The sequence below is a fragment of the Streptomyces sp. NBC_00425 genome (genome assembly GCF_036030735.1).
GTDB lineage: Bacteria > Actinomycetota > Actinomycetes > Streptomycetales > Streptomycetaceae > Streptomyces.
Window position 1 is genome coordinate 6,280,798 of record NZ_CP107928.1, and the last position, 23,208, is coordinate 6,304,005.

At 71.6% G+C, this 23,208-nt stretch carries 19 protein-coding genes and 1 pseudogene; 8 read left to right on the forward strand and 12 right to left on the reverse strand.

What is annotated here, in order from left to right:
• The first annotated feature begins 84 nt into the window (after positions 1–84).
• Positions 85–315, forward strand: coding sequence for a ribbon-helix-helix domain-containing protein (locus tag OHS82_RS27455; protein WP_057574631.1), 231 nt, complete (start codon positions 85–87; stop codon positions 313–315).
• Entirely contained in the window at positions 302–649 is a 348-nt protein-coding gene (locus OHS82_RS27460) for a type II toxin-antitoxin system PemK/MazF family toxin (protein WP_057574632.1), read from the forward strand. The genes OHS82_RS27455 and OHS82_RS27460 overlap by 14 nt, the downstream gene beginning before the upstream one ends.
• A gap of 61 nt (positions 650–710) precedes the next feature.
• On the opposite strand, the gene OHS82_RS27465 is transcribed toward OHS82_RS27460, so the two are convergent.
• Positions 711–1,727, reverse strand: coding sequence for an aspartate-semialdehyde dehydrogenase (locus OHS82_RS27465; RefSeq protein WP_057574633.1), 1,017 nt, complete (start codon positions 1,725–1,727; stop codon positions 711–713).
• A 315-nt stretch (positions 1,728–2,042) separates the two neighbouring features.
• Between OHS82_RS27465 and OHS82_RS27470 the strand changes: the two genes are divergently transcribed.
• Positions 2,043–2,585, forward strand: coding sequence for a sigma-70 family RNA polymerase sigma factor (locus OHS82_RS27470; protein WP_328434728.1), 543 nt, complete (start codon positions 2,043–2,045; stop codon positions 2,583–2,585).
• Between the two features lies 1 nt (position 2,586).
• The gene (locus OHS82_RS27475; RefSeq protein ID WP_057574635.1) at positions 2,587–3,420 is read left to right on the forward strand and encodes a hypothetical protein; all 834 of its coding nucleotides are present in this window, start codon (positions 2,587–2,589) and stop codon (positions 3,418–3,420) included.
• 71 nt (positions 3,421–3,491) lie between these two features.
• Here OHS82_RS27475 and OHS82_RS27480 read toward each other — a convergent pair whose 3' ends face one another.
• On the reverse strand, positions 3,492–6,806 hold the full coding sequence (locus tag OHS82_RS27480; protein ID WP_057574636.1) for a S8 family serine peptidase: 3,315 nt from the start codon (positions 6,804–6,806) through the stop codon (positions 3,492–3,494).
• Between the two features lie 250 nt (positions 6,807–7,056).
• Here OHS82_RS27480 and OHS82_RS27485 point away from each other — a divergent pair.
• Positions 7,057–7,497 (forward strand): annotated as a pseudogene (locus OHS82_RS27485) (NUDIX hydrolase); the annotation flags it as partial.
• Positions 7,498–7,944: 447 nt separating this feature from the next.
• Here the strand turns inward: OHS82_RS27485 and OHS82_RS27490 are convergent.
• Positions 7,945–9,003: a hypothetical protein gene (locus OHS82_RS27490; RefSeq protein WP_328434729.1), complete on the reverse strand. Its 1,059-nt coding sequence runs from the start codon at positions 9,001–9,003 to the stop codon at positions 7,945–7,947.
• A gap of 234 nt (positions 9,004–9,237) precedes the next feature.
• Positions 9,238–11,829: an aminopeptidase N gene (gene pepN, locus OHS82_RS27495; protein WP_057574638.1), complete on the reverse strand. Its 2,592-nt coding sequence runs from the start codon at positions 11,827–11,829 to the stop codon at positions 9,238–9,240.
• 151 nt (positions 11,830–11,980) lie between these two features.
• Between pepN and OHS82_RS27500 the strand changes: the two genes are divergently transcribed.
• Entirely contained in the window at positions 11,981–12,625 is a 645-nt protein-coding gene (locus OHS82_RS27500) for a DsbA family protein (protein ID WP_057574639.1), read from the forward strand.
• Positions 12,626–12,677: 52 nt separating this feature from the next.
• Here OHS82_RS27500 and OHS82_RS27505 read toward each other — a convergent pair whose 3' ends face one another.
• From OHS82_RS27505 to OHS82_RS27535, 7 genes are all read right to left on the reverse strand, one after another.
• A complete protein-coding gene (locus tag OHS82_RS27505) occupies positions 12,678–12,911 on the reverse strand; it encodes a hypothetical protein (RefSeq protein ID WP_328434730.1) in 234 nt (77 codons plus the stop codon).
• 169 nt (positions 12,912–13,080) lie between these two features.
• On the reverse strand, positions 13,081–13,722 hold the full coding sequence (locus OHS82_RS27510) for a superoxide dismutase (protein WP_328434731.1): 642 nt from the start codon (positions 13,720–13,722) through the stop codon (positions 13,081–13,083).
• Between the two features lie 146 nt (positions 13,723–13,868).
• Positions 13,869–14,759: a TauD/TfdA dioxygenase family protein gene (locus OHS82_RS27515; RefSeq protein ID WP_057574642.1), complete on the reverse strand. Its 891-nt coding sequence runs from the start codon at positions 14,757–14,759 to the stop codon at positions 13,869–13,871.
• Between the two features lie 72 nt (positions 14,760–14,831).
• Positions 14,832–16,172: an LLM class flavin-dependent oxidoreductase gene (locus OHS82_RS27520; protein WP_057574643.1), complete on the reverse strand. Its 1,341-nt coding sequence runs from the start codon at positions 16,170–16,172 to the stop codon at positions 14,832–14,834.
• A 160-nt stretch (positions 16,173–16,332) separates the two neighbouring features.
• Positions 16,333–17,070, reverse strand: coding sequence for an ABC transporter ATP-binding protein (locus OHS82_RS27525; RefSeq protein ID WP_328434732.1), 738 nt, complete (start codon positions 17,068–17,070; stop codon positions 16,333–16,335).
• Positions 17,046–17,888 carry an ABC transporter permease gene (locus OHS82_RS27530; protein ID WP_057574645.1) on the reverse strand — a complete coding sequence of 281 codons (843 nt, stop codon included), beginning with the start codon at positions 17,886–17,888 and terminating at the stop codon, positions 17,046–17,048. The genes OHS82_RS27525 and OHS82_RS27530 overlap by 25 nt, the downstream gene beginning before the upstream one ends.
• A 5-nt stretch (positions 17,889–17,893) precedes the next feature.
• The gene (locus tag OHS82_RS27535; protein WP_057574646.1) at positions 17,894–18,949 is read right to left on the reverse strand and encodes an ABC transporter substrate-binding protein; all 1,056 of its coding nucleotides are present in this window, start codon (positions 18,947–18,949) and stop codon (positions 17,894–17,896) included.
• A 701-nt stretch (positions 18,950–19,650) separates the two neighbouring features.
• Here OHS82_RS27535 and OHS82_RS27540 point away from each other — a divergent pair.
• Positions 19,651–20,229 (forward strand): biotin transporter BioY, encoded by a 579-nt coding sequence (locus tag OHS82_RS27540; protein WP_057574647.1) that lies wholly within the window; start codon positions 19,651–19,653, stop codon positions 20,227–20,229.
• A 112-nt stretch (positions 20,230–20,341) separates the two neighbouring features.
• Here the strand turns inward: OHS82_RS27540 and OHS82_RS27545 are convergent, their stop codons facing one another.
• Entirely contained in the window at positions 20,342–21,064 is a 723-nt protein-coding gene (locus OHS82_RS27545) for an LPXTG cell wall anchor domain-containing protein (RefSeq protein ID WP_328434733.1), read from the reverse strand.
• A gap of 274 nt (positions 21,065–21,338) precedes the next feature.
• Here OHS82_RS27545 and OHS82_RS27550 point away from each other — a divergent pair, with 274 nt between their 5' ends.
• The gene (locus OHS82_RS27550; RefSeq protein ID WP_079040903.1) at positions 21,339–23,087 is read left to right on the forward strand and encodes a serine/threonine-protein kinase; all 1,749 of its coding nucleotides are present in this window, start codon (positions 21,339–21,341) and stop codon (positions 23,085–23,087) included.
• Positions 23,088–23,208 lie beyond the last annotated feature (121 nt).

Sequence of the window (23,208 nt, forward strand, 5' to 3'; positions counted from 1 at the left end):
GATATGTCGGTTGCGTCATCCTTCCACGAAGTCCGCCCACGCTGGAGTGGCTACCGGTTGCCTACCACGGGTAGTAACCAGGGTATGAAGATCAGTGTGAGCCTGCCGGAGGAGGACGTCGCCTTCGTCGATGAGTACGCGGCCAGAACCGAGGCCGATTCGCGGTCCGCCGTGATCCACGCTGCCATCGAACTGCTGCGTTCCGGCCAACTGGAGGCCGAGTACACGGAGGCCTTCCAGGAGTGTGACGGGAGCGAGGACGCCGGGTTCTGGGACAGGTTCGCGGGCGGCGGGCTGGTCGATGAGGCGAGGTGACATCTACCTGGTCGACTACGAGCCGACGCGGGGCGGCGAGGTGAACACGGCGCGCCCCTCGGTGATCGTGTCCAACGACGCCGCCAACCGGTCGGTCGAGCGCCACGGCCGAGGGGTGATCACCGTGGTGCCCCTCACGTCGAACACGACGCGCGTCCTGACGTTCCAGGTGTTCCTCGGTGCGGACGAGTGCCACCTGCCCAAGGACTCGAAGGCCCAGTGCGAGCAGGTGCGAGCCGTGGCTTTGGAGCGGATCCTCGCGCGGATCGGTGCGGTACCACGACCGCGCATGGCGGAGATCGACGGCGCACTCCGGCGGCACCTCGCACTCTGAGCGCACCGAAGGGGTGGCCGCCGAACACCGGCGGCCACCCCTTCGCACGCGCGCGAGGGCGTCAGCCCTTGAGCTCGTCCGCCACCAGCTCCGCGATCTGCACCGCGTTCAGCGCGGCGCCCTTGCGCAGGTTGTCGTTGGAGATGAACAGGGCGAGGCCGTGCTCCACGGTCTCGTCCCGGCGGATGCGGCCCACGAAGGACGGGTCCTGGCCGGCCGCCTCGAGCGGCGTCGGGATGTCGGTGAGGACCACGCCGGCGGCCTCGGACAGCAGCTCCGTCGCGCGCTCCGCGGACAGCGGGCGGGCGAAGCGGGCGTTGACCTGCAGGGAGTGCCCGGAGAACACCGGGACCCGGACGCAGGTGCCGGAGACCCTGAGGTCCGGGATCTCCAGGATCTTGCGGGACTCGTTGCGGAGCTTCTGCTCCTCGTCCGTCTCGCCCAGGCCGTCCTCGACGATCGAGCCGGCGAGCGGGACGACGTTGAAGGCGATGGGGCGCTTGTAGACCTGCGGCTCGGGGAAGTCGACCGACCCGCCGTCGTGGGTCAGCCTGTCCGCGTCCGGCACCACCTTCTGCGCCTGCCCGTGCAGCTCCGCCACGCCGGCCACGCCCGATCCGGACACCGCCTGGTACGTGGCGACCACCAGGGCCTCCAGACCGGCTTCCGCGTGCAACGGCTTCAGGACCGGCATCGCGGCCATCGTGGTGCAGTTCGGGTTGGCGATGATGCCCTTGGGGCGGTTCGCGATCGCGTGCGGGTTCACCTCGGAGACGACCAGCGGGACCTCGGGGTCCTTGCGCCAGGCGGAGGAGTTGTCGATCACGACCGCGCCCTGCGCGGCGACCTTCTCCGCGAGCGCCTTCGACGTCGCGCCGCCCGCCGAGAACAGGACGATGTCCAGATCCGCGTAGTCGGCCGTCGCCGCGTCCTCCACCGTCACGCCGTCCAGGACCGTCCCCGCCGAGCGGGCCGACGCGAACAGGCGCAGCTGCGTGACCGGGAAGTCCCGCTCCTTGAGGATCCTGCGCATGACCGTGCCGACCTGACCGGTGGCTCCGACGATTCCGACCCTCACGGCGACTCCCTCTGTCCGTCCCATTTACGTGCGTGTTGCCTGGCCGAGGCCGTTCCATGATGCGGCCGACCCCGGCCCGCCTGTCCAATTCTTTGCCCCCCATGCCCGAGGGCTGGGACGCCCCGCCGGGCCCGCCGGTTACGGAACTCCCTCCCGCACCCCGCTGAGCTGGAGGAATTCGCCCTGCGGCCGCCCCGCACCGCAAGCTGTGCTGCCGCGCGCGCCGGTGTGACGTACGCCTCTGCGAGATCCCCCACGACTCGGCCGAACGTTTCCGCGGCCTACGGCGTCGTAGAGGAAACGCGGTAGGGAGGGGTGGCTGTGCTGCGCAGAAGGGCCCACCGCGTCCAGGGGGACGGGACCGTGTCCGGCGACGACCCTCTGGACGCGGGGCAGGAACGCCGGGTGCGGGCGGTGCTCGCGCTGGGCGGGGTGCCGCAGGCGGACCTGCCGGACGGGGTGCAGCAGGTCCGCCTGCGGCTGCTGGAACGCGCGGCGAAAGGCTACGAGGCGCCGCGCGACGTCTCCGCGTGGGCCGCGGTCGTGGCCTCCAACCTGGCCATGGACTGGCATCGCGCCAAGCGCCGTCAGGAGCGGCTGGGAGAGCGGCTGGCCTCGCTGCGCGAGCACGAGCCGGCCTCGGGCGAGGACACCAGCGTGCTCTCCCTCGCCGTCGCCCAGGGCCTGGACGAGCTGCCCGACGCCCAGCGTCAGGTCCTCGTCCTGCGTTTCTACGCCGATCTGCCGGTGCGCTCGATAGCCCGGGAGCTGGGTGTTCCGGAGGGGACCGTCAAGAGCCGCCTGCACACGGCGGTCCGGGCTCTGCGCGCCCGCCTGCACGAGGACGAGGTGGTGTGACGTGACCGCGGAACACGACGGCCGCGCCGGTCTGGACGCGCTGATGGCGGCGATCGTCGACGAGCCGCTGCCGGACGGGAGCCAGGCGGACGACGCCTTCATGGCGGAGCACCGCTCGGCGACGGCCGACCTGGCGCTGCTGCGCGAACAGCTCGGCGTCCTCGCGGACGCCCTCACGGCGCAACCGGCGGCCCGGACGGAGCGGGCCGCCCCGGCGCACCGGCCCGGGCGGTTCCGGCGGCCCCGCCCGCATCACCGGTCCCGTTTCCCCGGGCCGTCCCGGCCCACGCCGGCGGCCCGGCTGCGGCCTCTCGTGCTGCGGGCAGCGGGCGTCGCCGCCGTCGGCGCGATGGTCTTCGGGGCCGGGTGGGCGGTCGTCCAGGTGGGGCACGGGGCGTCCGACGACGCCGACTCGAAGGCGAGCGCCGCGAGCGACGCGGGCGCGGGCGCCGACGGGTCGGGGGCCAAGGGCACCGAGAACTCCGGCAGTCCCCTCGGCGACCCCCGGTACCTCGTCTGCACCCGGCTCGTGGTGGAGGGCGAGGTGACGGACGTCCGCCCGCTGCCCGGCACGACCCGCGAGCGCGTCACGCTGCGCGTCACGCACGCCTACCGGCCGGCCGCGAGCACGCCGCAGGCCGCCTTCGAGATGGAGCACGACATGGACCCGCTGCTGGCGACGGGCGACCACGTGCTGGTCGCGCTGGGGCGGGCGTCGGCCACTCCCGACGTCTGGGCGGTCGGCGAGGCCGACATCGCGCCCGAGCGGACCGCGCTCGCCCGCGCGCTGCCCGGGACGGACGCCCTCACCTGCAACGAAACCCCGCCCGGCTGACCGACTGCCGGGCGGGAACGGCGAGGGGCGGGCGCCCTTTCGGACGCCCGCCCCTGCTGCCGTGCACGGTGTTACGGAGTGACCTTCTCGATCGCCACGCTGCCGGAGCCCGCGACGGTGCCCCGCGCGTTCACCAGCTGGACCTGGCCGAAGAAGGCCCGGCCCTCGGGAGCGGCGGCCGCGGCGGTGACGGTCGCGCTGACCGACGCCGAGGCGCCCGTGCCGAGCTTCACCGGCGTCGACTCGTCGACGCCGACGGTGCCGAGGGCGGACGAGAAGAACACGTCCAGGTAGTCGTACGCCGTGGTGCCGGCCGGGACGGAGTAGCCCGCGACCTCGATGGTGTACGTGCCCGCGGCCGGCGACGGGATGGAGACCGCCTCCTCCGCGTCACCGTCGGCCTGCTGCGCGACCTGCTTGCCGGACGCGTCGAAGACCGTGAGGTCCAGGTCGGCGGAGGCGTCCGAGACGTTGCCGATGGAGACGTCGAGCGACTTGGCGCCGGCCGGGACCTCGACCGTGGTGGTCTGGGTCGCGCCGTTGGCGATGGTCGGACGGGTCGCCTTGGACGAACCGAGCGGGCCGCCGACCAGCTTGCCGTCGATCGCGGCGAAGTTGTTCTTGACCTTCCAGGAGACGGGGGCCGGGGTGCCGACCTTCGCCTCGGGCACGGTCACGGTCGCCGGGTCGAAGACCGCGCCGTAGACGGTCGCGTCCAGCTTGTAGGGGTTGTCCAGCAGCGGCGAGGTACGACGCGACTCGACCTCGATCTCCCAGACGCCGGCCTGCGGGTTCGGGTACGAACGGGCGTCCGGCCGGCAGCCGTTGGTGTCGGGGTAGTTGCTGTAGCAGTAGATCGTGGAGCTGTCCTCGACCCCGACGCCGTACGGGTGGATCGAGATGAACCGGGTCTGGCTCTTGTCCTTCAGCCCGCCGATCGCGACCTCGAACGACTTGGCGCCCTCGGGCACGGTCAGGAAGTACGACTGGAAGCTGTTGCGCTGCACGGAGTTCGACACGGAGAACGTGTGCTTCACCGGCGTCGAGACGACGACCGTGTTGAGGATCTGCTTGTCGACGCCCTCGGTCTTCGGGTCGTCCACCTCCAGGATGGCGCTGGCGATGCCCGCGGCCTTCGGCTGGGCCTGGATCCTGACGGTCACCGGCTTGTTCAGCGGCAGCTTCACCTCGTCGTCGCCGACGATCCGGAAGGTGCCGGCCGCGTTGTTCTCGAGCTCCAGCTCGTGGCGGACCGCCTTGTCGGGGCCGGACGTACGGGTGATGGTGACGTCGTACGTCTTCTTCTGCCCGGCCTTCAGACCGCTCTCGCGGTCGTAGACGCCGGTGCCGAAGCCCGGGGTCTTCAGGGCCTGGTCGAGCGCGGTGTCGACGGGGGCCTTGACGGTGTAGTCGTGGGCGGTGGCGCCCTTCCTGATGGACTTCCAGGCGTCCACGATGTCGATGGCGCCCGCACCCTCCTCGTACGCCTGCACACCCTTGATGTGGTGGGCGGTCGAGGTCAGCGCCGTGCGCAGGATCGCCGGGGTGAGCGCGACCTTGTGCTGCTTGGCGGCCGAGATCAGCAGCGCCGAGGCGCCCGCGGCCTGCGGGGAGGCCATCGAGGTGCCCTGCAGCATGGAGTAGCCGGCCGGCAGCGGGTAGCCCGCGTCGGCGACCGGGGAGCCCGGCAGCCAGGTCTGGGTGGTGTTGATCGAGGCGCCGGGCGCGACGAGCGTCGGCGTGAAGCCGCCGTCCTCACGCGGGCCGCGCGAGGAGAACGGCAGCAGCGCGTACTTCTTCGTCACCTGCGAGCCGTAGTTGGAGGCCCAGGTCTCCTTGGAGATGGCCGCGCCGACCGAGATCACCTTGTCGGCCAGACCGGGGTCGCCGATGGTGTTCGCGCCGGGGCCCTCGTTGCCCGCGGAGATCACGAGCTGGACGCCGTAGGTGTCGATGAGGCGCGTGTACAGCTCGGCGCGCGCGTTGTTGCCGTCGTTCAGACCCGGCAGCCCGCCGATCGACATGTTGACGATGTCGACGCCGCGGTTGACGACCAGGTCGATCATGCCCTCGGTGAGGGCCACGTTGGTGCAGCCCGGGCCGAAGACGCAGGCGCGGGCGGAGACGAGCTTCGCGCCGGGCGCGGCGCCGTTCATGGCACCGCCGAACAGGCCGTTCGCGGCGGTGATGCCGGCGACGTGGGTGCCGTGCTCGCTGGCGATGAGACCGATGTTGGCGAAGTCTGCCTTCTTGCCGACCCAGTCGCCGCCGAACGGGTCCATCGGCACGTCCTTGCGGATCTGCACGACGAACGGCTGGCGCTCGACGACGTCCGTCGCCGGGTTGTCGGTGCCGAAGTAGCCGACCTGGTATCCGTCCTTGTACGGCTTCATCGCGGTGTCGTCGGTGAAGTCGCCGTTGGCGTTCACGTCGACGGTGACCGTGCCGGCCGCCGCGTCGTACAGCACGCCCCACACGTCGGTGGTGTCGCCGTCGCGGTTGACGTCGCCCTTGGCGTCGCCGCCGGCGGTGGCGGACTCGCGGAACAGGTTGACCTGGTACGAGCCGGGCTTCGCGGTCCAGGTGCGGCCGCCGAAGGTGAAGCTGGGCCCGGACACGGACGTCGTCATCGGGCGCCAGGAGGCGTCGCTGTCGAGGATCGGGTCGGTGGACGTCACCCAGTCGACGATCTTGCGCTCGCCGGTGGTGGTCTTCTGCAGCGCGGGGTGGCCGAGGTCCACGCCGGAGTCGAGGATGCCGATGGTGACGCCGCGGCCGTCCGCCTTCGGGTTCTTCTTCACGAAGTCGACGGCGCCCGTCTCGAAGGACGGGTTGTACGGGTTCTCGGCGGGCGTCTTCCGGCTCGGCGCCGGGTAGGTCTTCGTCTTCGCGGCGGACCTGCCGGCCTTGGCGGTGTCCGCGCTGGGCGCCGGGTCGTCGAGGACGATGTTCTGGCGCAGGTCGATGGCGTGCACCGAGGACAGCTTGGCGGCCGCGGCGATCGCGGAGTCGGCCTTGCCGGTCGGGACGGTGGCGCGGACGTAGCCGAGCTTGTCGTAGGACTGGCCGACGGAGCCGCCCTTGACCGCGTCCAGCTCCTCGGCGACCTGCTCGGTCTGGCCGGGGGCGGTCGCGACCATGAGGGTGACGTTCTTGTCGCCGGCGGCCTTGGCCTCGGCGAGGAGGTCGGCGTCGTCGGAGCCGAGCTTGTCGTGGGCGGACTTCACGCCCGGGTCGGCCGCGGCCGGGGTCTGGCCGGCGTCGGCGGAGAAGGCCATGGGTATCGGGCCGGCCGCGGACAGGGCGGCCACGAGGCCCGCCGCCACGACTGTCCGGGCCACGCGTCTTGCGCCCGATATCGGTTCACGCTCGGGGGTGAGGGTCATCGGCATCCCTTGTAGGTAAAGGAACGAGCGACGCGTGATCAGGCCGTTCCTGCCTGATCACGGTCCTCCGGAATGCGCTCCCGGATGACCGCAAAGCTTTGCCTAAGAGTCAGTTGTTTGGGGAGAGTTGACCGAATCGATATGGATGCATGGGGAAAACCCTCTACGAGCCGACTGTGCGCGTGCTGTCCGACTGCTGTGGGGCCGGAAAATCCCTGCCCGGGCGGACGGGTCCGGCTACCGTCCCCGTATGCGCGAGAAGCTGAGGGTGGCGGCCTACGCCGTCTGTGTCCGCGACGGACGGCTGCTGCTCGCCCGCTCGCCGGTGCCGGACGGCACCCACGAGTGGGTGCTCCCGGGCGGCGGCATGGAGCACGGCGAGGACCCCCTCGACACCGTGGTGCGCGAACTCCACGAGGAGACCGGCTACCGCGTCGAGGTGACCGGACTGCTCGGCATCGACTCCGCCCGCCACACCTTCCGCCGAGAGGGCCTGCGCGGCCCCGTGGACCATCACGGCGTCCGCGTCGTCTACGAGGGACGGATCGTCGGCGGAGAGCTGCGCCACGAGGTGAACGGCTCCACCGACATGGCCGCCTGGCACGACCTGGACGCGGTCGCCTCCCTCACCCGGGTCCGCCTGGTCGACACCGCGCTCGCGCTGTGGCGGGAACGCCCGCCGAACGGCCGGCAGTCCGTGCCGCCCGGCGAGGCCGTGGCATCCGGGCAGGCCGTCCCGCCTGGAGAGGACCTGCCGCCCGGGAAGGCCGTGGCATCCGGGGAGGCCGTGCCGCCTGAGGAAGTCGTGCCGCCCGCGGGGTGAGAGGGCGGCCGAAGGCCCGTCGCCGTCCGCCGCGGACGCTCGGCCGTGGGGCGCCTCTCCTCGCCGTCCGCCGGCGGAGCCGAACCCGATCCCGATGAAGAGACAGGCCGCGAGGAGCAGCAGCACGCTCGTCCGCCGGTCGAGCCCGACCGCCGGCCGCGATGAAGCCGCCGCCCGGTGCGAGCGGCGATCACCCCCGGGCGTGCTGGAGACAGAGCGTGCCGGCCGGGGGCCGACGGCGCAGGGCCCGGCGGAACCCTGTTCCGCCGGGCTGCCCGAACCGGGAACCCCCTCGTTCGCGAAGGGGAGGATCTGTTACCGGGGAAGCACCACGACGTACGCGGCCGGGTCGCGGTCGCCCGACGCCATCAGGGCCGTGCGGACCACCGCCGCCTGCTGCTCGCTCGCGTCCCGCAGCTTCCTCGGCGTGACGTACACGACGGTGATGCCCAGACGCTCCAGGTGTTCCCGCTTGCGCGCGTACTCGGACCACAGCGCGTCCTCGTCCTGGCGCGGGGCCCTGGTGTCCAGCTCCACCGCCACCGCCTGTCCCGGCCAGTAGGCGTCCAGACCGCCGAGGTGCGGGCCGCCCGGCAGGCGCAGGTCCACGTTCCAGACCGGGTCGGGGAGACCGTGCTCGCGCACCATCGCGTACAGGCGGTCCTCCGCGATCGCGCGTCCCTCCGCGAGCAACGCGTCCACGGCGTCCACCACGTGCGGCCGGCTCAGCAGCTTGGCGTCCGTCAACTCCCGCACCACGGACGCCGGTTCGCAGTGCCCCCCGCGCACCGCATCCGACAGCAGCCGCCGCACCACGCTCGCGTCCGTGAGCCCGGCCACCGCGTCGGCCAGGGCGCGCGGCACCGGCGCCACCGGGACCCCGGTCACCTGCTCCGGGGCCGGCAGCGAGGCCGTGCGGACGACGTGCGCGCAGCCCGTCGAGCGCAGCCGGCGCAGCCGCGGCACGAGGACGTCGACGTGCTCCAGCGACATCAGCGGCGGGGCGGACGCCAGCCCGTGCAGGTTCAGGGCCGCCAGACCGGTGATCATCGCGTCCCGGTACACCGGCCGGTGCGGGCCCCCCGAGGCGGGCTGGGACGGCACGCCGGGCGCCGACGTCTCGCGGGCCGCGTACATCAGCACCGCGTGCAGCCGCTCCTCGCTGGTGGGCGGACCCGGGTGGAGCAGGTACACGCCGGGCAGCACCTGCTGCCAGGGCCCGCCGGGACGGCACTGCTCGTCGGCCTCGGCCGAGGTCACGCCCTGCGAGCGCAGGCGGGTCGCGGTGGCGACCCGGCGGTGGACGTCGGAGAGGTGGCGGACGCGGCGGGGGGATGCCGAGGGGACGCGGGGGAGCGGGGTGTTGTGGGTCATGCAGCCGGGATTCCGCACTCTGCGGGCCGATTAACCGCTGTTACACGCCTGTCGACAAACCCGGACAAGTCAGCACTAAAGGACGGATGTTCGGATGCCGAGTAGGCACCGAAAACCCCTGGTCCCGAATAAGGGGGCCAGGGGTTACGGGTCGGATTGGCTGAATTCCGTAACGGTGACCGTCGGCAGAATTCATGGCCAAAGCCAGGGCCTGGGGGAGCGCCCGGCGCAGTCCTAGTCGGCCGCGGTCCCCGCTTCGGCCCGCGCGTCGCACGCCTGTCCGCGCAGGCCCCGCGCATGGTCGTCCCACGCCTCGAGGACCAGCCGGCGCAGCGCCGGGGGCGCCGAGTCGTGCGCGGCCAGCCAGACGTCCGTCTCCACCAGCGTCTGCGGGGAGTCCTGCAAGGACGGGAAGAGGCCCTTGACGATGGTCATCGCGATCTGGATGGAACGCTCGGACCAGACCCGCTCGATCGCCGCGAAGTACTTGTCCCGGTAGGGCGCCAGCAGCTCCCGCTGCGAGGGCTGGCCGAACCCGGCGATCGTCGCCTCCACCAGGGCGTTGGACAGACCGTCGGACTCCACCACCTGCGCCCACGCCTGCGCCTTGACCGCCGCCGAGGGGCGGGCGGCGAGGCAGCGGACCTGGTGGCGTCGGCCGGACGCGGTGTCGTCGCGGGCCAGTTCGGCCTCCAGCGCCTTCTCGTCCGCGTACCCGTGCGCGGCCAGCGGCTCCAGGAACACCCAGCGCAGTTCCTGGTCGACCTCCAGCCCCTCGATCGTCGTCGTGCCGTCCAGCAGGCCCTGCAGCAGCTCGAAGCCCGCCGGGCTCTCGGCCGTGCCGGCGAAGAACCGCGCCCAGGCCAGCTGGTGCTCGCTGCCCGGCCCGGCGGCGTACAGCTCGCGCTCGGCGCCCTCGGCCAGCAGTCGCGCGCCGGTCTCCCGCAGCGGCGGCGCCACGTAGTGCACCAGTGCCGACTCCGCCCACGCGTGCAGCATCTGCAGCACGCCGATGTCCGACTCGCGCCCCGCGAAGCGCAGCACCAGCCCGATGAAGTCCCGCGCGGGCAGCAGCGCGTCCCGCGTCATGTTCCACAGCGCCGACCAGCACAGCGCACGGGCCAACGGGTCGCTGATGTCGCCCAGGGAGGAGCGCAGGGTGTCCAGCGAGGTCTCGTCGAAGCGGGTCTTGCAGTACGTCAGGTCGTCGTCGTTGACCAGGACCAGCTCCGGGGCCTCCTGGCCGGCCAGGTCCGCCACGATCGTGCGCGGACCGTCGACGTCCGCCTCGGCGCGCGCGTACCGCACCAGACGGCCGTCCTCCCGGCGGTACAGACCGACGGCCACCCGGTGCGGCCGCAGCTGCGGGTGGGACTCCGGGGCCTCCTGGAGCACCGCCAGCTCGGCGACCCGGCCCGCCGTGTCCAGCAGCACCTGCGGGGTCAGCGAGTTCACGCCCGCCGTCTGCAGCCAGGACCGCGCCCACGCGCCCATGTCCCGGCCACTGGTCTCGCCGAGCACCGACAGCAGGTCGGCGAGGCCGGTGTTGCCGTACGCGTGCCGCTTGAAGTAGCGGCGGGCGCCCTCCAGGAACGCGTCCTGACCGACGTAGGCCACCAGCTGCTTGAGCACGCTGGCGCCCTTGGCGTAGGTGATGCCGTCGAAGTTGAGCTTGGCGTCCTGCAGGTCGCGGATGTCGGCGGTGATCGGGTGCGTGGAGGGCAGCTGGTCCGCGCGGTAGGCCCAGGCCTTGCGGCGGTTGGCGAAGGTGATCCATGCGTCGGTGAAGCGCGTCGCGCCGACATTGGCGAAGGTGCCCATGAAGTCGGCGAAGGACTCCTTCAGCCACAGGTCGTCCCACCACACCATGGTGACGAGGTCGCCGAACCACATGTGCGCCATCTCGTGCAGGATGACGTTCGCCCGCGCCTCGTAGGAGGCCTGCGTCACCTTCCCGCGGAAGATGTACTCCTCGCGGAAGGTCACCAGGCCCGGGTTCTCCATCGCGCCGAGGTTGTACTCGGGCACGAACGCCTGGTCGTACTTGCCGAAGGGGTACGGGTAGTCGAAGTGGTCGTGGAAGAAGTCCAGGCCCTGCCGCGTGATCAGGAAGACGTCGTCGGCCTCGAAGTAGGGGGCCAGCCCCTTGCGGCACATCGCGCCGAGCGGGATCTCCAGCGTCGTGCCGTCGCCCAGGTCGCGCGTGTACGTGTCCGTCACGTAGTGGTACGGACCCGCCACGACACAGGTGATGTACGTCGAGATCGGCTTCGTCTCCGCGAACCGCCAGACCCCGTCCGAGCGCTCGCCTGCGCCGTTGCTCCACACCGTCCACTCCTCGGGCGCGCGCACCTCGAAGCGGAAGGGGGCCTTGAGGTCGGGCTGCTCGAAGGTGACGAACACCCGGCGCGCGTCGGCGGGCTCGTACTGCGTGTAGAGGTAGACCTCGCCGTCCTCCGGGTCGACGAAGCGGTGCATGCCCTCGCCGGTGCGGGAGTAGGCGCACAGGGCGTCCACCACCAGCTCGTTCTCCGCCGCCAGGTCCTCCAGCAGGATCCGGGCGCCGTCGAAGACCTCGCCGGGGTCGAGGTCGCGGCCGTTGAGGGAGACGGACGTCACACTCGGCGCGATCAGGTCGGCGAAGCTCGACGCGCCGGGCTCGTTGCAGCGGAACCGGATCGTGGTGACCGACCTGAAGGTGCGCGGCCCGTCCCCGGACCGGTCGCCGACCGCCGAACGGACGTCGAGGGACACGTCGTACCCGTCGACGGACAGCAGGGCTGCCCGCTCCCGGGCCTCGTCGCGGGACAGGTTCTCACCGGGCACGGGCGGTACTCCCTCACTGCGTGACGCATGGGTCTGGCGGACAGGAGCGATCCTGTCATGCGCCCCTGACGCCGGGCAGCAGGGAATGTGCGGCACGGGTCGCGGCGTTGAGCGGGAAAGCTGTGTCTGCTGAGGATCTCTAGGGAGAGACATGTCGGAGAAGACCCCCGTCGACTTCTGGTTCGACCCGCTGTGCCCGTGGGCCTGGATGACCTCCCGGTGGGTGCTGGAAGTGGAGAAGGTCCGTGACATCGAGGTCCGCTGGCATGTGATGAGCCTCGCCGTCCTCAACGAGAACAAGCTCGACGAGCTGCCCGAGGAGTACCGCGAGATGCTGGCGGTCAAGGCCTGGCAGCCGGTGCGCGTGGTCACCGCCGCCTGGCAGCTGCACGGCGAGGACGTCCTCGGCCCGCTGTACACCGCTCTCGGCACCCGCATACACAACAACGGCGAGGGTCCGACCGTGGAGGCCATCGCCGGTGCGCTGAAGGACGTCGGCCTGCCCGCCTCCCTGATCGACTACGCCGAGCAGTCGGACTTCGAGTTCGACGCCCAGTTGCGCGCCTCCCACAAGGAGGGCATCGAGAAGGTCGGCCAGGACGTCGGCACCCCCGTCATCGCCGTGCCCGGACCCGACGGCGAGCAGATCGCCTTCTTCGGCCCCGTCGTCACCCCCGCCCCTCAGGGCGAGGAGGCAGCCCGCCTGTGGGACGGCACCCTCGCGGTGGCCTCGGTCCCCGGTTTCTACGAGATCAAGCGCACCCGCACCAAGGGCCCCGACTTCAGCAACCTGTGAGCCCGAGACGCCCCGCGGGCGGTGCTCGCGGGGCGCCACGGAACGACACGCCCTACGGCGTGCGGGCAGGCGTGCGGAACTCCTCAGGGAGGTCGAAGCCGGACTTCCAGCTGAAATAGGACTGCACCCGCACACAGCCTTCGCGGGTGCAGCGCCGGTACTTGCCGAGATCCGCCAGGTGCACCTGAGCCTGAGTCAGGGCGAAGGCGCGTTCGTCGCCCCGCAGGTGCCGGAAGTGCTGCTGGGTGTCCCCGCAGTTGGGGCAACGCCGCTTCGGAAGACCCATGCGGGTCACTCTCGCCCGCGGCGCCGCTGTTGGGAAGCCCCCACGCCCGCACTGCACCGCACAGCGCGGCGGCCCCGCGAGTCCTGTCCTCGCGGGGCCGCCGTTTCCTTCCGCCCGCCGTCGTGAAGGGTGAGAAGACGATCACGAGGCAGGACGCTTCACCGCTGCGTCAGGGGGCGAGCAGCAGCACGTCCGGGCGGGACTTCGCCGCCTCGTAGCGCCGGGCCACGTCGTGCCAGTCGACGACGGCCCACATGGCGTCGATGAAGTCGACCTTCTGGTTCCGGTACTGGAGGTAGAAGGCGTGCTCCCAGGCGTCGAAGACCAGGATCGGCGTGGCGCCCTGGCCCACGTTGCCCTGGTGGTCGTAGACCTGTTCGACGATCAGCCGGCCGCTGAGCGGCTCGTACGCGAGGACGCCCCAGCCGGATCCCTGGGTCGTCGCGGCGGCCTTGGTGAGCTGCGCCCTGAAGTTCGCGAACGAGCCGAACGACTCGGCGAGAGCGCTCGCCAGCTCGCCCACACCGTCGGTCTCCAGCGGCTCGCCGCCGCCCTCGCCGCTCATGTTGTGCCAGTAGATCGAGTGGAGGATGTGCCCGGACAGGTGGAAGGCCAGGTTCTTCTCCAGGCCGTTGATCGAGCCCCACGACTCCTTGTCCCGGGCCTCCGCGAGCTGCTCCAGGGCGTCGTTCGCGCCCTTCACGTACGCCGCGTGGTGCTTGTCGTGGTGCAGCTCGATGATCTCGGGGCTGATCACGGGGGCGAGTGCGGCGTAGTCGTAGGGCAGCTCGGGCAGCGTGTAGACGGGCATGCGTGGTCCCCTCGAACCTCTTGTTGCAAGTAACTTGCAACTGCACGCTAACAACAAAAAGGCCCTCACGGGTACACCGTGAGGGCCTTCGGGGCGGGAGCCGGTCGGATTCCGGCGGGGACGCGGCCGCCGGTCGCGCGGCGCGGCTACGCCGCGACGGACGTGTAGTGCGCCGCGTCCCCCTCGATCGCGTAGCTCTCCTTGCCCTCGACGCCGACCGGGATGTCGCCGGCGGCGGTCACCCGGTGCAGCCGGCGCGGCTGCTTGTCGTAGTTGTCGACGGCGTAGTGCTGGGTGATGCGGTTGTCGAACAGCACCAGCTGGTTCTCCGACCAGCGGTGGCGCAGGACGTTCTCCGGGCGCACGACGTACGACTGGAGCAGGTCGAGGATCCGGCGCGACTCGCCCACCGACAGCCCCACGATCCGCTGCGCGAACCCGCCGATGAACAGGCCGCGTTCACCGGTCAGCGGGTGGACCCGGACCACGGGGTGGGCGGTGCGGTACTTGATGGAGGTGAACTGGGCGCGCTGGGCGTCCCGTTCCTCGTCGATGTCCTCCGCGGGAACCGCGTAGTCGTAGTCGTTGGTGTGCTCGGCCCACAGCGTGTCGGCGAGCGCGCGCAGCGGTTCGGGCAGCTGACGATAGGCGGCGGCCGAGCTGGCGATCAGGGTCTCGCCGCCGTACGGCGGGACCGTGATGCTGCGCAGCGTGCTGGCCTGCGGCGGGTTGAGGACGAACGTGACGTCGGTGTGCCAGTGGTTCGCGACGCCCCGCTCGCTGTCGACGGGCAGCACGTTCGGAGCGCCGTCGACGGCGGGCACGGTCGGGTGGGCGGTGGTGACGTCGCCGAAGTGACGGACGAAGGCCTGCTGGCTCTCGTCGTCGAGGTTCACGTCGTCGAAGACCAGTGCCTTGTGGACGTTGAGCGCCTCGCGCAGGGCGGCACGGGTGTCCTCGTCGAGGGGCCCGGCGACGTCGACGCCGCTGACGTGGGCGCCGATGTTCGCGGAGAGCTTGCGCAGGTGGAGGGACATGGGAGGGGTCCTTTCAGACGGCGAGGAGTCGGACGGCGAGGAGTCGGACGGCGAGGAGTCGGACGTGACGAGTCAGACGGTGGCGAGTGCGGGGCCGATGTACTGGTTGGCGGGACGCGGCAGGCCGTACCGCTCGCGCAGGGTCGTGCGCGGGCCGTACCCGGTGCGCAGCAGCCCCCGGGCGCGCAGGAGCGGGACGACGTGGTCGACGAAGGCGTCGAGGCCCGAGGGGAGGACGGCGGGCATGATGTTGAAACCGTCGGCGGCGCCCTGCCGGAACCAGGTCTCGATCTTGTCGGCGACCTGTTCGGGCGTCCCCGCGAAGGTGAGATGCCCGCGGCCGCCGCCGAGCCGCCCGATCAGCTGCCGCACGGTGAGGCGTTCGCGCCGGGCCAGCTCCACCACGAGCGTGTAGCGGCTCTTCGCGCCCTCGATGGCCTCCTCGGGCGGCAGGACGGCGGGCAGCTCGGCGTCCAACTCCAGCGTGCCGGGTTCCAGTTGCAGCAGTGACTCCAGCCGCCCGACGCCGTGCGCGTACACGATGTGGTCCTCGAGGACACGTTCGTGCGCACGTGCCTCGGCCTCCGTGGAGCCGATCACCGGCACGATCCCGGGCAGCACCTTGATGTGGTCCGGATCGCGTCCGGCCGCCGCCGTACGGGCCTTCAGGTCGGCGTAGAAGGCCTGCGCGTCGGCGAGGGTCTGCTGGGCCGTGAACACCGCCTCCGCGTACCGGGCGGCGAACACCTTGCCGTCCTCGCTCGAGCCCGCCTGCACCAGCAGCGGGTAACCCTGCGGGGAACGCGGCACGTTGAGCGCGCCCTCGACGCTGAAGTACGTCCCCCGGTGCCGGGGCGGGTGGATCTTGCGGTCGTCGCCCCAGACGCCGGACGCCTTGTCGGCGACGATCGCGTCGTCCTCCCAGCTGTCCCAGAGCTTCAGCGCCACATCGAGGAACTCGGCGGCCCGGGCGTACCGCTCGGCGTGCGCGGGCTCGGCGTCGAGGCCGAAGTTGCGTGCGGCCTCCGCGCCGGCCGTGGTGACGATGTTCCAGCCGGCCCGGCCGCCGCTGATGATGTCCAGCGAGGCGAACTTGCGGGCCAGGTTGTAGGGGGAGTTGTAGGAGGTCGACGCGGTGGCGATCAGACCGATGTGCTCGGTCGCCGTCGCGAGCGCGGTGAGCAGGGTGAGCGGTTCCAGCGAGCCGGCCGGCCGCTGTGCCAGGTCGCCCCAGAGCTGCGGTCCGTCGGCGAGGAACAGCGAGTCGAAGGCGCCGCGTTCGGCGGTCCGGGCCAGATGGACGTAGTGGCTCAGTTCGACGTGGGCGTGCGGATCGCTCTCGGGCAGCCGCCACGAGGCCTCGTGGTGACCGGTGTTCATGAGAAACGCGTTGAGATGAAGCTGGCGGGGCATGGCGTGTCCTTCGGACGGTCGGAGAGGGGTGAACGCCGGGAGGGCTCAGCTGGTCCGGCGTTCGAGGAGAGGCCCGTTCAGGGCCCAAGCGGGGGTCCGGGGGCAGCCGCCCCCGGGAGGCGGACCGGCCGGCCGGGCGGCGGCGGGGCGCCGGCCGGACTCACCCGACGTCGGCCGTCACACCCAGCGCCGCCAGCAACCGCTCGCGGTACTCGCCGAGCAGCGGATCCCGGTACGAGCGTGGATGCGGCCGCTCGATGGTGAGGTCGAGCCCGATCCGGCCGTGCTCGAGGACCAGGACACGGTCGGCGAGCACGATCGCCTCGTCCACGTCGTGCGTGACGAGCAGCACGGAGGGCCGGTGGCGCTCCCAGAGTTCGCGCAGCAGGGTGTGCATCTTGATCCGGGTGAGCGCGTCCAGTGCCCCGAACGGCTCGTCCGCCAGGAGGAGTTCGGGCTCGCGGACCAGGGAGCGAGCCAGCGCGGCACGTTGCGCCTCGCCGCCGGACAGCTCGTTGGGCCAGGCCCGCTCGCGACCCTTCAGCCCGACCTCGGTGAGAGCCTCCCGCCCCTTGCGCTGGGCCTCCCTGCCGTCGAGGCCCAGCAGCACGTTCTCCAGCACCCGCCGCCAGGGCAGCAGCCGCGAGTCCTGGAACACGACGGAGACCCGCTCCGGAGCCGTCAGTTCTCCGCTCCCGGCGACCGAGTGGTCCAGGCCCGCGACCGCCCGCAGCAGGGTGCTCTTGCCGGAGCCGCTGTGCCCGAGCAGGGCCACGAACTGTCCGGCGGGGATGTCCAGATCGACGGCGTCGAGGACCGTGCGTCCGTCGAACGACCGGGTCAGACCGCGCAGCCGGACGGCGGCGGTACGGGTCAGCTGCTCAGTGTGCGGCGCCATGACAGCACCCTCCGTTCGACGAGACGGACCGCGCTGTCGGAGATCAGACCGAAGACGCCGTAGATGAGGAGGCCGACCAGGATGACGTCCGACTGGCCGTAGTTCTGCGCCTGGAACATCATGTAGCCGAGGCCGCTGGTGGCGTTGATCTGCTCCAGGACGACCAGACCGAGCCAGGAGCCGGTGACGCCGAGCCGGAGTCCCACGAAGAATCCGGGCAGTGCGCCGGGGATCACGATCTCCCGGATGAACCGCACCCTCGACAGCCCCTGCACCTCGGCGAGTTCGACGAACCGGTGGTCGATGCCGGACAGCGCGGCATGCGTGTTGAGGTAGATCGGGATGTAGACGACGATCGCGATGATCGCGATCTTGAAGGTCTCGCCGATGCCCAGCCAGAGGATGAACAGCGGGATCAGGCCGAGGGTCGGGATCGCCCGGTTGAGCTGCACGGTCCCGTCGATCAGCGCCTCCCCGGTCCGGGACAGCCCGGAGGCCAGGGCGAGCGCCACGCCGGCGGTCAGTCCGATCGCGAAGCCGTATCCGGCGCGCTCCAGCGAGGTGAGGACGTCGGTGGTGAGCGTGCCGTCGCTCCACAGCCGGGCGCCGGTCTCCAGCACCGTCCAGGGCGCGGGGATCGCCGCGGGGTCGAGCCGTCCGGCGGCGGAGGCGGCGGCCCACAGGGCGAGGACGACGAGCGGTCCGACCATGCGGGCGGCGGGCAGGCGTTTGCCGGGGGAGAGGCTGCGGCGGCGCCGTCGGCGGGGCGCCGGTTCGGCGGCGGCGACGTGGGCCGTGCCCAGCGTGGTGGTGGTCATGGCGGTCACTTCCGGTACTCGGCGGCTACGGACTTCGCGGCGATGCCCTCGAAGCGGTGGTCGAAGAGCGAGGAGACGTCGAACTTCTTCACGAAGCCGCCCTCCGCGAGCAGATCGGCGGTCTCCTGCTCCCACCGGATGGCCTCGGCCCAACTGGGCGGGAAGAGTGGCTTGTTGGCGAGCGCCGTGATCGACTGGGCCTGGGCGAGGTTCAGGTTCTGCGTCTTGACGTAGAACTCCTCGTTCCACACGTCCGGGTGCTCGTACTGCCACACCTGGCCCTGCGCCCACTGCGGGATGTACGCGGCGACCGCCGCCGCCTTCGCCCGGTCGTTCAACACGGACGCCGGCGCCCACAGCAGGTTGAGCAGGTCGACGACGTCGGTGGTGACGGTGCGGGCGCCCTTGGACGCGTACTGCTGGAGGTAGGCGGGCGCCTGGGTGTTGCCGAGCGGGGCGACGTCGACCTGGCCGGACTGCAGCGCGGTGAGGAACTGGTTGCTGGTCAGCGGGACGAGTTTCACGTCGTCGTACTTCAGGCCGGCGCCCTTCAGCGCCCGCAGCAGGACCACGCCCTGTGCCTGTCCCTGGGAGAACGCCAGCTTCTTGCCGCGGAAGTCCGCCACCGTGCGGATGTCGCTGCCGGGCTTGGTGGCGAAGAGATAGTTCGGCTTGCGCGTGATGTTGATCGCGACGATCTTGGCGTCGAAACCCTGGAAATGCGCCTGGATCGGCGGGATTCCCGCGTTGTTGGCGAGGTCCAGGGACTTGGCGCGAAATGCGTTGATGACATCGGGGCCGGCCCCGATGTTGAGCCAGTCCGACACCTCGAACGGCAGCGCCGGCAGCTTCGCCAGCTTGAACTGCAACTGCTGGACGTTCTGGAAAGAGGAGATTTTCAGGCTCGTGCCGGCGGGCACCTTGGCCGCGAGCGGGGCCGTGGAGGCGCCCTTCGCGCTCGCCGCGGCGCTGCTCTCGGCGCAGCCGCTGAGACCTGCGACACCGGCGGCGGCGCCGAGCAGAGAAGTGAGGAAGACGCGTCGGTCATAGGTGGCAGGCACAGCAGGACCCCCAAGGGGAAAGCAGCGGAAACGCAGGAGGAATTCAGGGCGCCGTCACGGAAAGGCCGTCACCGAAAGGTCGTCCCGGTCGAGGGGACGCCGCGTGGACGGGCGATGCGCGGACAGCGCGCGAAACGGCGCGTGGAACGCCGGAAAGAGCGGTGAAGAAGGGCGCGCCCGGCGCGCCGGGGGCGTCAGCAACAGAGAGTGCGACAGCTCATGGAATGTTTTTCCCGTCCTGGCGGAGGAAGAAGGGCGGGGGAAGCGGGCATGGTGGGCCGTCCTCGGGAACGAGGCTGACACGTCTCGGGAGCCGAGGCGCGCAGCGACCGTGCCTCAGACCGCCCGGCGACAGGTGGCCGTGCCCTGGCGTCGCAGGTCGACATGGCGACGCGACGTGAGGTTCCTGGACTGGGCGAGGGCGAGCATGGCTGAAATCGTAGGGCAGGGACCTTGAATCCCACCAGACCACTAGGATTTCGTTGGCGGGAGTTCACAATCCCGTCGCAGAGGGAAAGGTGAGCGAAACATCCCCACCTCCGTGATCGGCGTCACCCCGTACCCGGTGTAACCGGCATCCTTTGTGTGGAGCCCACCAAGCCGCGGTCGCCCGCTTTGTCGAGCGTTGACGGTGAGCGGCTCAACAGGGCTGGGATAGCGTCGCCGTGTCCCGATCCGCCCCCGATCCCCGCGGAGTCCCCATGAGCACCGCCGCCGCCACCCCCGCACGCCCCGGACAGGTCCTCGCCGACCTGCTCCCGGCCTCCCGCGTCCGGGACATCGCGCTCGTACTCGGCGGCGCCGCGCTGACCGGACTCGCCGCCCAGATCGCGGTCCCGGTCCCCGGCAGCCCCGTTCCGGTGACCGGCCAGACCTTCGCCGCGCTGCTCGTCGGCACGACCCTCGGCGCCCGTCGCGGAGTCTCCTCGCTCGCCGTCTACGCGCTGGCCGGCCTGGCCGGCGTGCCGTGGTTCGCCGACGGCGCCTCCGGCATCGGCGTCTCCTTCGGCTACATCCTCGGCATGATCCTCGCGACGGCCGTCGTGGGCGCCCTCGCCCGCCGCGGCGCCGACCGCTCCGTGCCGCGCACGGCGGGCGCGATGCTGCTGGGCGAGGCCGTCATCTACGCCGTCGGCGTCCCGTACCTCGCCTATGCGGCCGACCTCTCCGCGTCCCAGGCGATCGCTGCCGGGCTCACCCCCTTCCTGATCGGGGACGCGGTCAAGGCAGCCCTGGCGATGGGCCTGCTGCCGACGGCGTGGAAGCTCGTCAAGCGGTAGGGGCCTGCAAGCGATTCCGGCCGGCGTGTCCGGCCCCTGCGCAAGAGGTCCGCCCGGGTCGTCCGACGACGCCCCCGACGGACCTCTTCCGCTTTCTGCGGCCCTTCGGCGTTCAGCCCGCCGCCGACCCGGCCGGCCGCCGGGACCACCACAGCCCGGCCGCGCCCGCCATGAGCAGCGACGCCCCGGCCACGCCGAGCGGCAGCAGGTCCCGTCCGACACCGGTCTTGGGCAGTTCGTCGCCGCCCGGGCCCACGGGTGCGTTGTCGGTGCCGAGGAGCAGCGGGGTGGCGGGCGCGTTCGGTGACGGGTTCGTCGTGCCGAACGGCACCGGGCCCTGCTGCCAGTACGTCTTCCTGCCGTCGCCCGTCTGGACGGGAAGACAGATCTTTCCGGTCTTCTCGAGGTCGAAGGTCGCGTCGACGGCATAGGACTTCGACGCACCGGCCGCGAGATGGCCTATGGGGCAGGAGAAACCGCTGTTGGATCCTTCCGGCAGGTCTTTCCTTGAGATCGCCTCACAGCCCTGAACGCTTTTGATCGTAAGGCCGTCGAAGCCGACGACCAAAAGCCTTATCTGTTCGCCGTCCTGGATCCCCTCGTTCTTCACCGTGGCGGTGATGGACGTTTTCCCGGAACTGTTGTCGACCGAGATCCGCTCCGGCAGTGAAGTCGTCGTCCGCACGCCCGCCGGCGCCGCGTCGACGACCTTTCCCCCCTTGCTGCTCCCGGGCCCCGGGTCGTCCGCCCCGGCGGGGTAGGACAGGGTCAGAACGACCGAGACGGATGCCACGACCAGCGATCCGACGGCGGTCGTCGCACGACGAGAACTCATGTTCGCCCCCTTGGCTGCGCCTGAATTCGCAGTACTTGAAGAGGTACCACAAGATTTCTCCGCACTATGCTGGTACGGCACTAAGTGTGACTATTGCGTTTCAGGGGCCGGGTCATGGAGGGGGTGCAGCGGATTGCCGGGGAATTCGGGAAGTGCGGGTGATTCGGGAAGTGCGGGAGGTCCGGGGAATTGGGGGAATTCGGGGGAGTCAGGGATTCCGGGGGGTGGGGGTGACGCCGGGAGCGCGGGGAGCGGTGGTTTCCCGGGGCTGCTCGTGGCCGGGCGTTACCGGCTGGCCGGGAGTATCGGCCAGGGGGGAATGGGACGGGTGTGGCGGGCCGTCGACGAAGTGCTCGACCGCCAGGTCGCGGTGAAGGAGATGCGCATCGACGGCCTCGGCTCCGAGGACACCCGCACCCGCCGCGAACGCACCCTGCGCGAGGCCCGGGCCACCGCGCGCATCGACCACCCCAACGTGGTCCGCGTCTACGACGTCGTCGACGAGGGCGACCGGCTGTGGATCGTCATGGAGCTGGTCGCGGGGCGCTCCCTCGAAGGGATCATGGCCGAGGAGGGCCCGCTGAGCCCGCTCGCCGCCGCCCGCATCGGCCTGGGGCTGGTCACCGCCCTGCGCCAGGTGCACGGCAGGGGTGTCCTGCACCGCGACATCAAACCGGGCAACGTCCTGGTGGAGAGCGGGGCGACCGGCGGGGGCGGGCAGGCGCGGGAGCGGAGCGACCCCGGCGGCGGGCGGGTCGTCCTCACGGACTTCGGCATCGCCGCCATCCAGGACACGAAGGCGCTGACCATGGTCGGCATGCTGGTCGGCTCCCCCGACTACATGGCCCCCGAGCGCATCTCCGGCCGCCCCCAGGGCCCGCCGTCCGACGTGTGGTCCCTGGGCGCGACGCTCTGTGCGGCGCTGGCCGGCCACTCCCCCTTCGCCCGCGACACCACACTGGCCACACTGCACGCGGTGCTCTACGAGGAGCCCGAACTCCCCGCCGGAGCAGGGCCGTTGCGAGCCGTGCTCGCCGCGTTGCTGGAGAAGGACCCGGCGGCCCGTCCCACCCTCGCCGCCCTGGAATCCCTCCTCGTCCCCATCGCCTTCCCCCGTCCCACGCCGACGATGGCGGCCGGCGCTCCGCCGCCGCGTTCCGGGATCTCCCTCGCCCGTTCCCAGGCGGTCACGGAACGCAGGTCCGTCCCTGACGGGAACGTCTCCCCGACGCCCGAGGCGCCGCACGCGGCACGCGCGGCGGGGCGGGAACGGGGACGGACCCGACGGCGGACACGCGAACCCGCACAGGCGCCGGCACGGGCACCGGCGCGGGGGCACGTGCAGGAGCACCGACAGGGGCCGCACGGACGGGCGGGCCGTCGGCGTGCCGGCCTGTTCGCCGCCCTCGGCGTCGCCGCCGTCGGTGCGGTCGTCGCGGTCGTGCTGGCGATGGTCCCCGGCGCGCGAGGCGGCGCGGACCGGGCCGGCGGCAAGACGTCCGGCCCGCCCGCCGTCACCGCCACCGGTCCCGCGGCCCACTCACCGTCCGGCCCGGGGGCGGCGTCCCCCACGGTGCAGGGGACGTTCCGGCCGCCGAGTCTGCCGCCGGGCACGCACGCGGAGGCGGGCGGCTACGCATGGGCGACGCCCAAGGGCTGGCGGCGGGACGTGAAGACGGGCTCGGAGGTGCACTACACCTCACCCGACGGAGCCCAGGAACTCGTCGCGAAGTCCTCCCTGGCCCACGGCGACCTGATGGACGCCTGGCGCACCTCGGAGGAGAACGCCCGCCAGGGCCGGGACTACCGCAAGATCCGTCTGGAGGAGACGACGTTCCGCGGCCGGCCGGCGGTGGTCTGGGAGTACGCCTTCACCCTCCGGGGAGACCCCTGGCGCGCCCGGCTGCTGGGCTTCGACGAGAGCGGGAAGTCCTACCAGGTCAACACCTGGTACCGGCCCGGGGCGGAGGCGGAGGCCCTGCAGACGTACGAGGCCGTGAAGGACAGCTTCACGGTGCTGTGAGAGCGGCGCAGAGGGGAGCGGGCGGGACGGAGCAGCGCGGAGCGGGCGGATCGGAGGGGGCGGGACGGCGCCGCACGCGGCCCGGACGCGGCCCGGACGCGATGAACAGGGGGCCGCCGGA

Coding starts and splice junctions, on each gene's coding strand:
- OHS82_RS27490 (WP_328434729.1), bottom strand. CDS start 9,003: ATGACCCACAACACCCCGCTCCCCCGCGTCCCCTCGGCATCCCCCCGC.
- OHS82_RS27540 (WP_057574647.1), top strand. CDS start 19,651: ATGAGCACCGCCGCCGCCACCCCCGCACGCCCCGGACAGGTCCTCGCC.
- OHS82_RS27545 (WP_328434733.1), bottom strand. CDS start 21,064: ATGAGTTCTCGTCGTGCGACGACCGCCGTCGGATCGCTGGTCGTGGCA.
- OHS82_RS27500 (WP_057574639.1), top strand. CDS start 11,981: ATGTCGGAGAAGACCCCCGTCGACTTCTGGTTCGACCCGCTGTGCCCG.
- OHS82_RS27510 (WP_328434731.1), bottom strand. CDS start 13,722: ATGCCCGTCTACACGCTGCCCGAGCTGCCCTACGACTACGCCGCACTC.
- OHS82_RS27455 (WP_057574631.1), top strand. CDS start 85: ATGAAGATCAGTGTGAGCCTGCCGGAGGAGGACGTCGCCTTCGTCGAT.
- OHS82_RS27480 (WP_057574636.1), bottom strand. CDS start 6,806: ATGACCCTCACCCCCGAGCGTGAACCGATATCGGGCGCAAGACGCGTG.
- OHS82_RS27525 (WP_328434732.1), bottom strand. CDS start 17,070: ATGGCGCCGCACACTGAGCAGCTGACCCGTACCGCCGCCGTCCGGCTG.
- OHS82_RS27515 (WP_057574642.1), bottom strand. CDS start 14,759: ATGTCCCTCCACCTGCGCAAGCTCTCCGCGAACATCGGCGCCCACGTC.
- OHS82_RS27520 (WP_057574643.1), bottom strand. CDS start 16,172: ATGCCCCGCCAGCTTCATCTCAACGCGTTTCTCATGAACACCGGTCAC.
- OHS82_RS27505 (WP_328434730.1), bottom strand. CDS start 12,911: ATGGGTCTTCCGAAGCGGCGTTGCCCCAACTGCGGGGACACCCAGCAG.
- OHS82_RS27460 (WP_057574632.1), top strand. CDS start 302: ATGAGGCGAGGTGACATCTACCTGGTCGACTACGAGCCGACGCGGGGC.
- OHS82_RS27530 (WP_057574645.1), bottom strand. CDS start 17,888: ATGACCACCACCACGCTGGGCACGGCCCACGTCGCCGCCGCCGAACCG.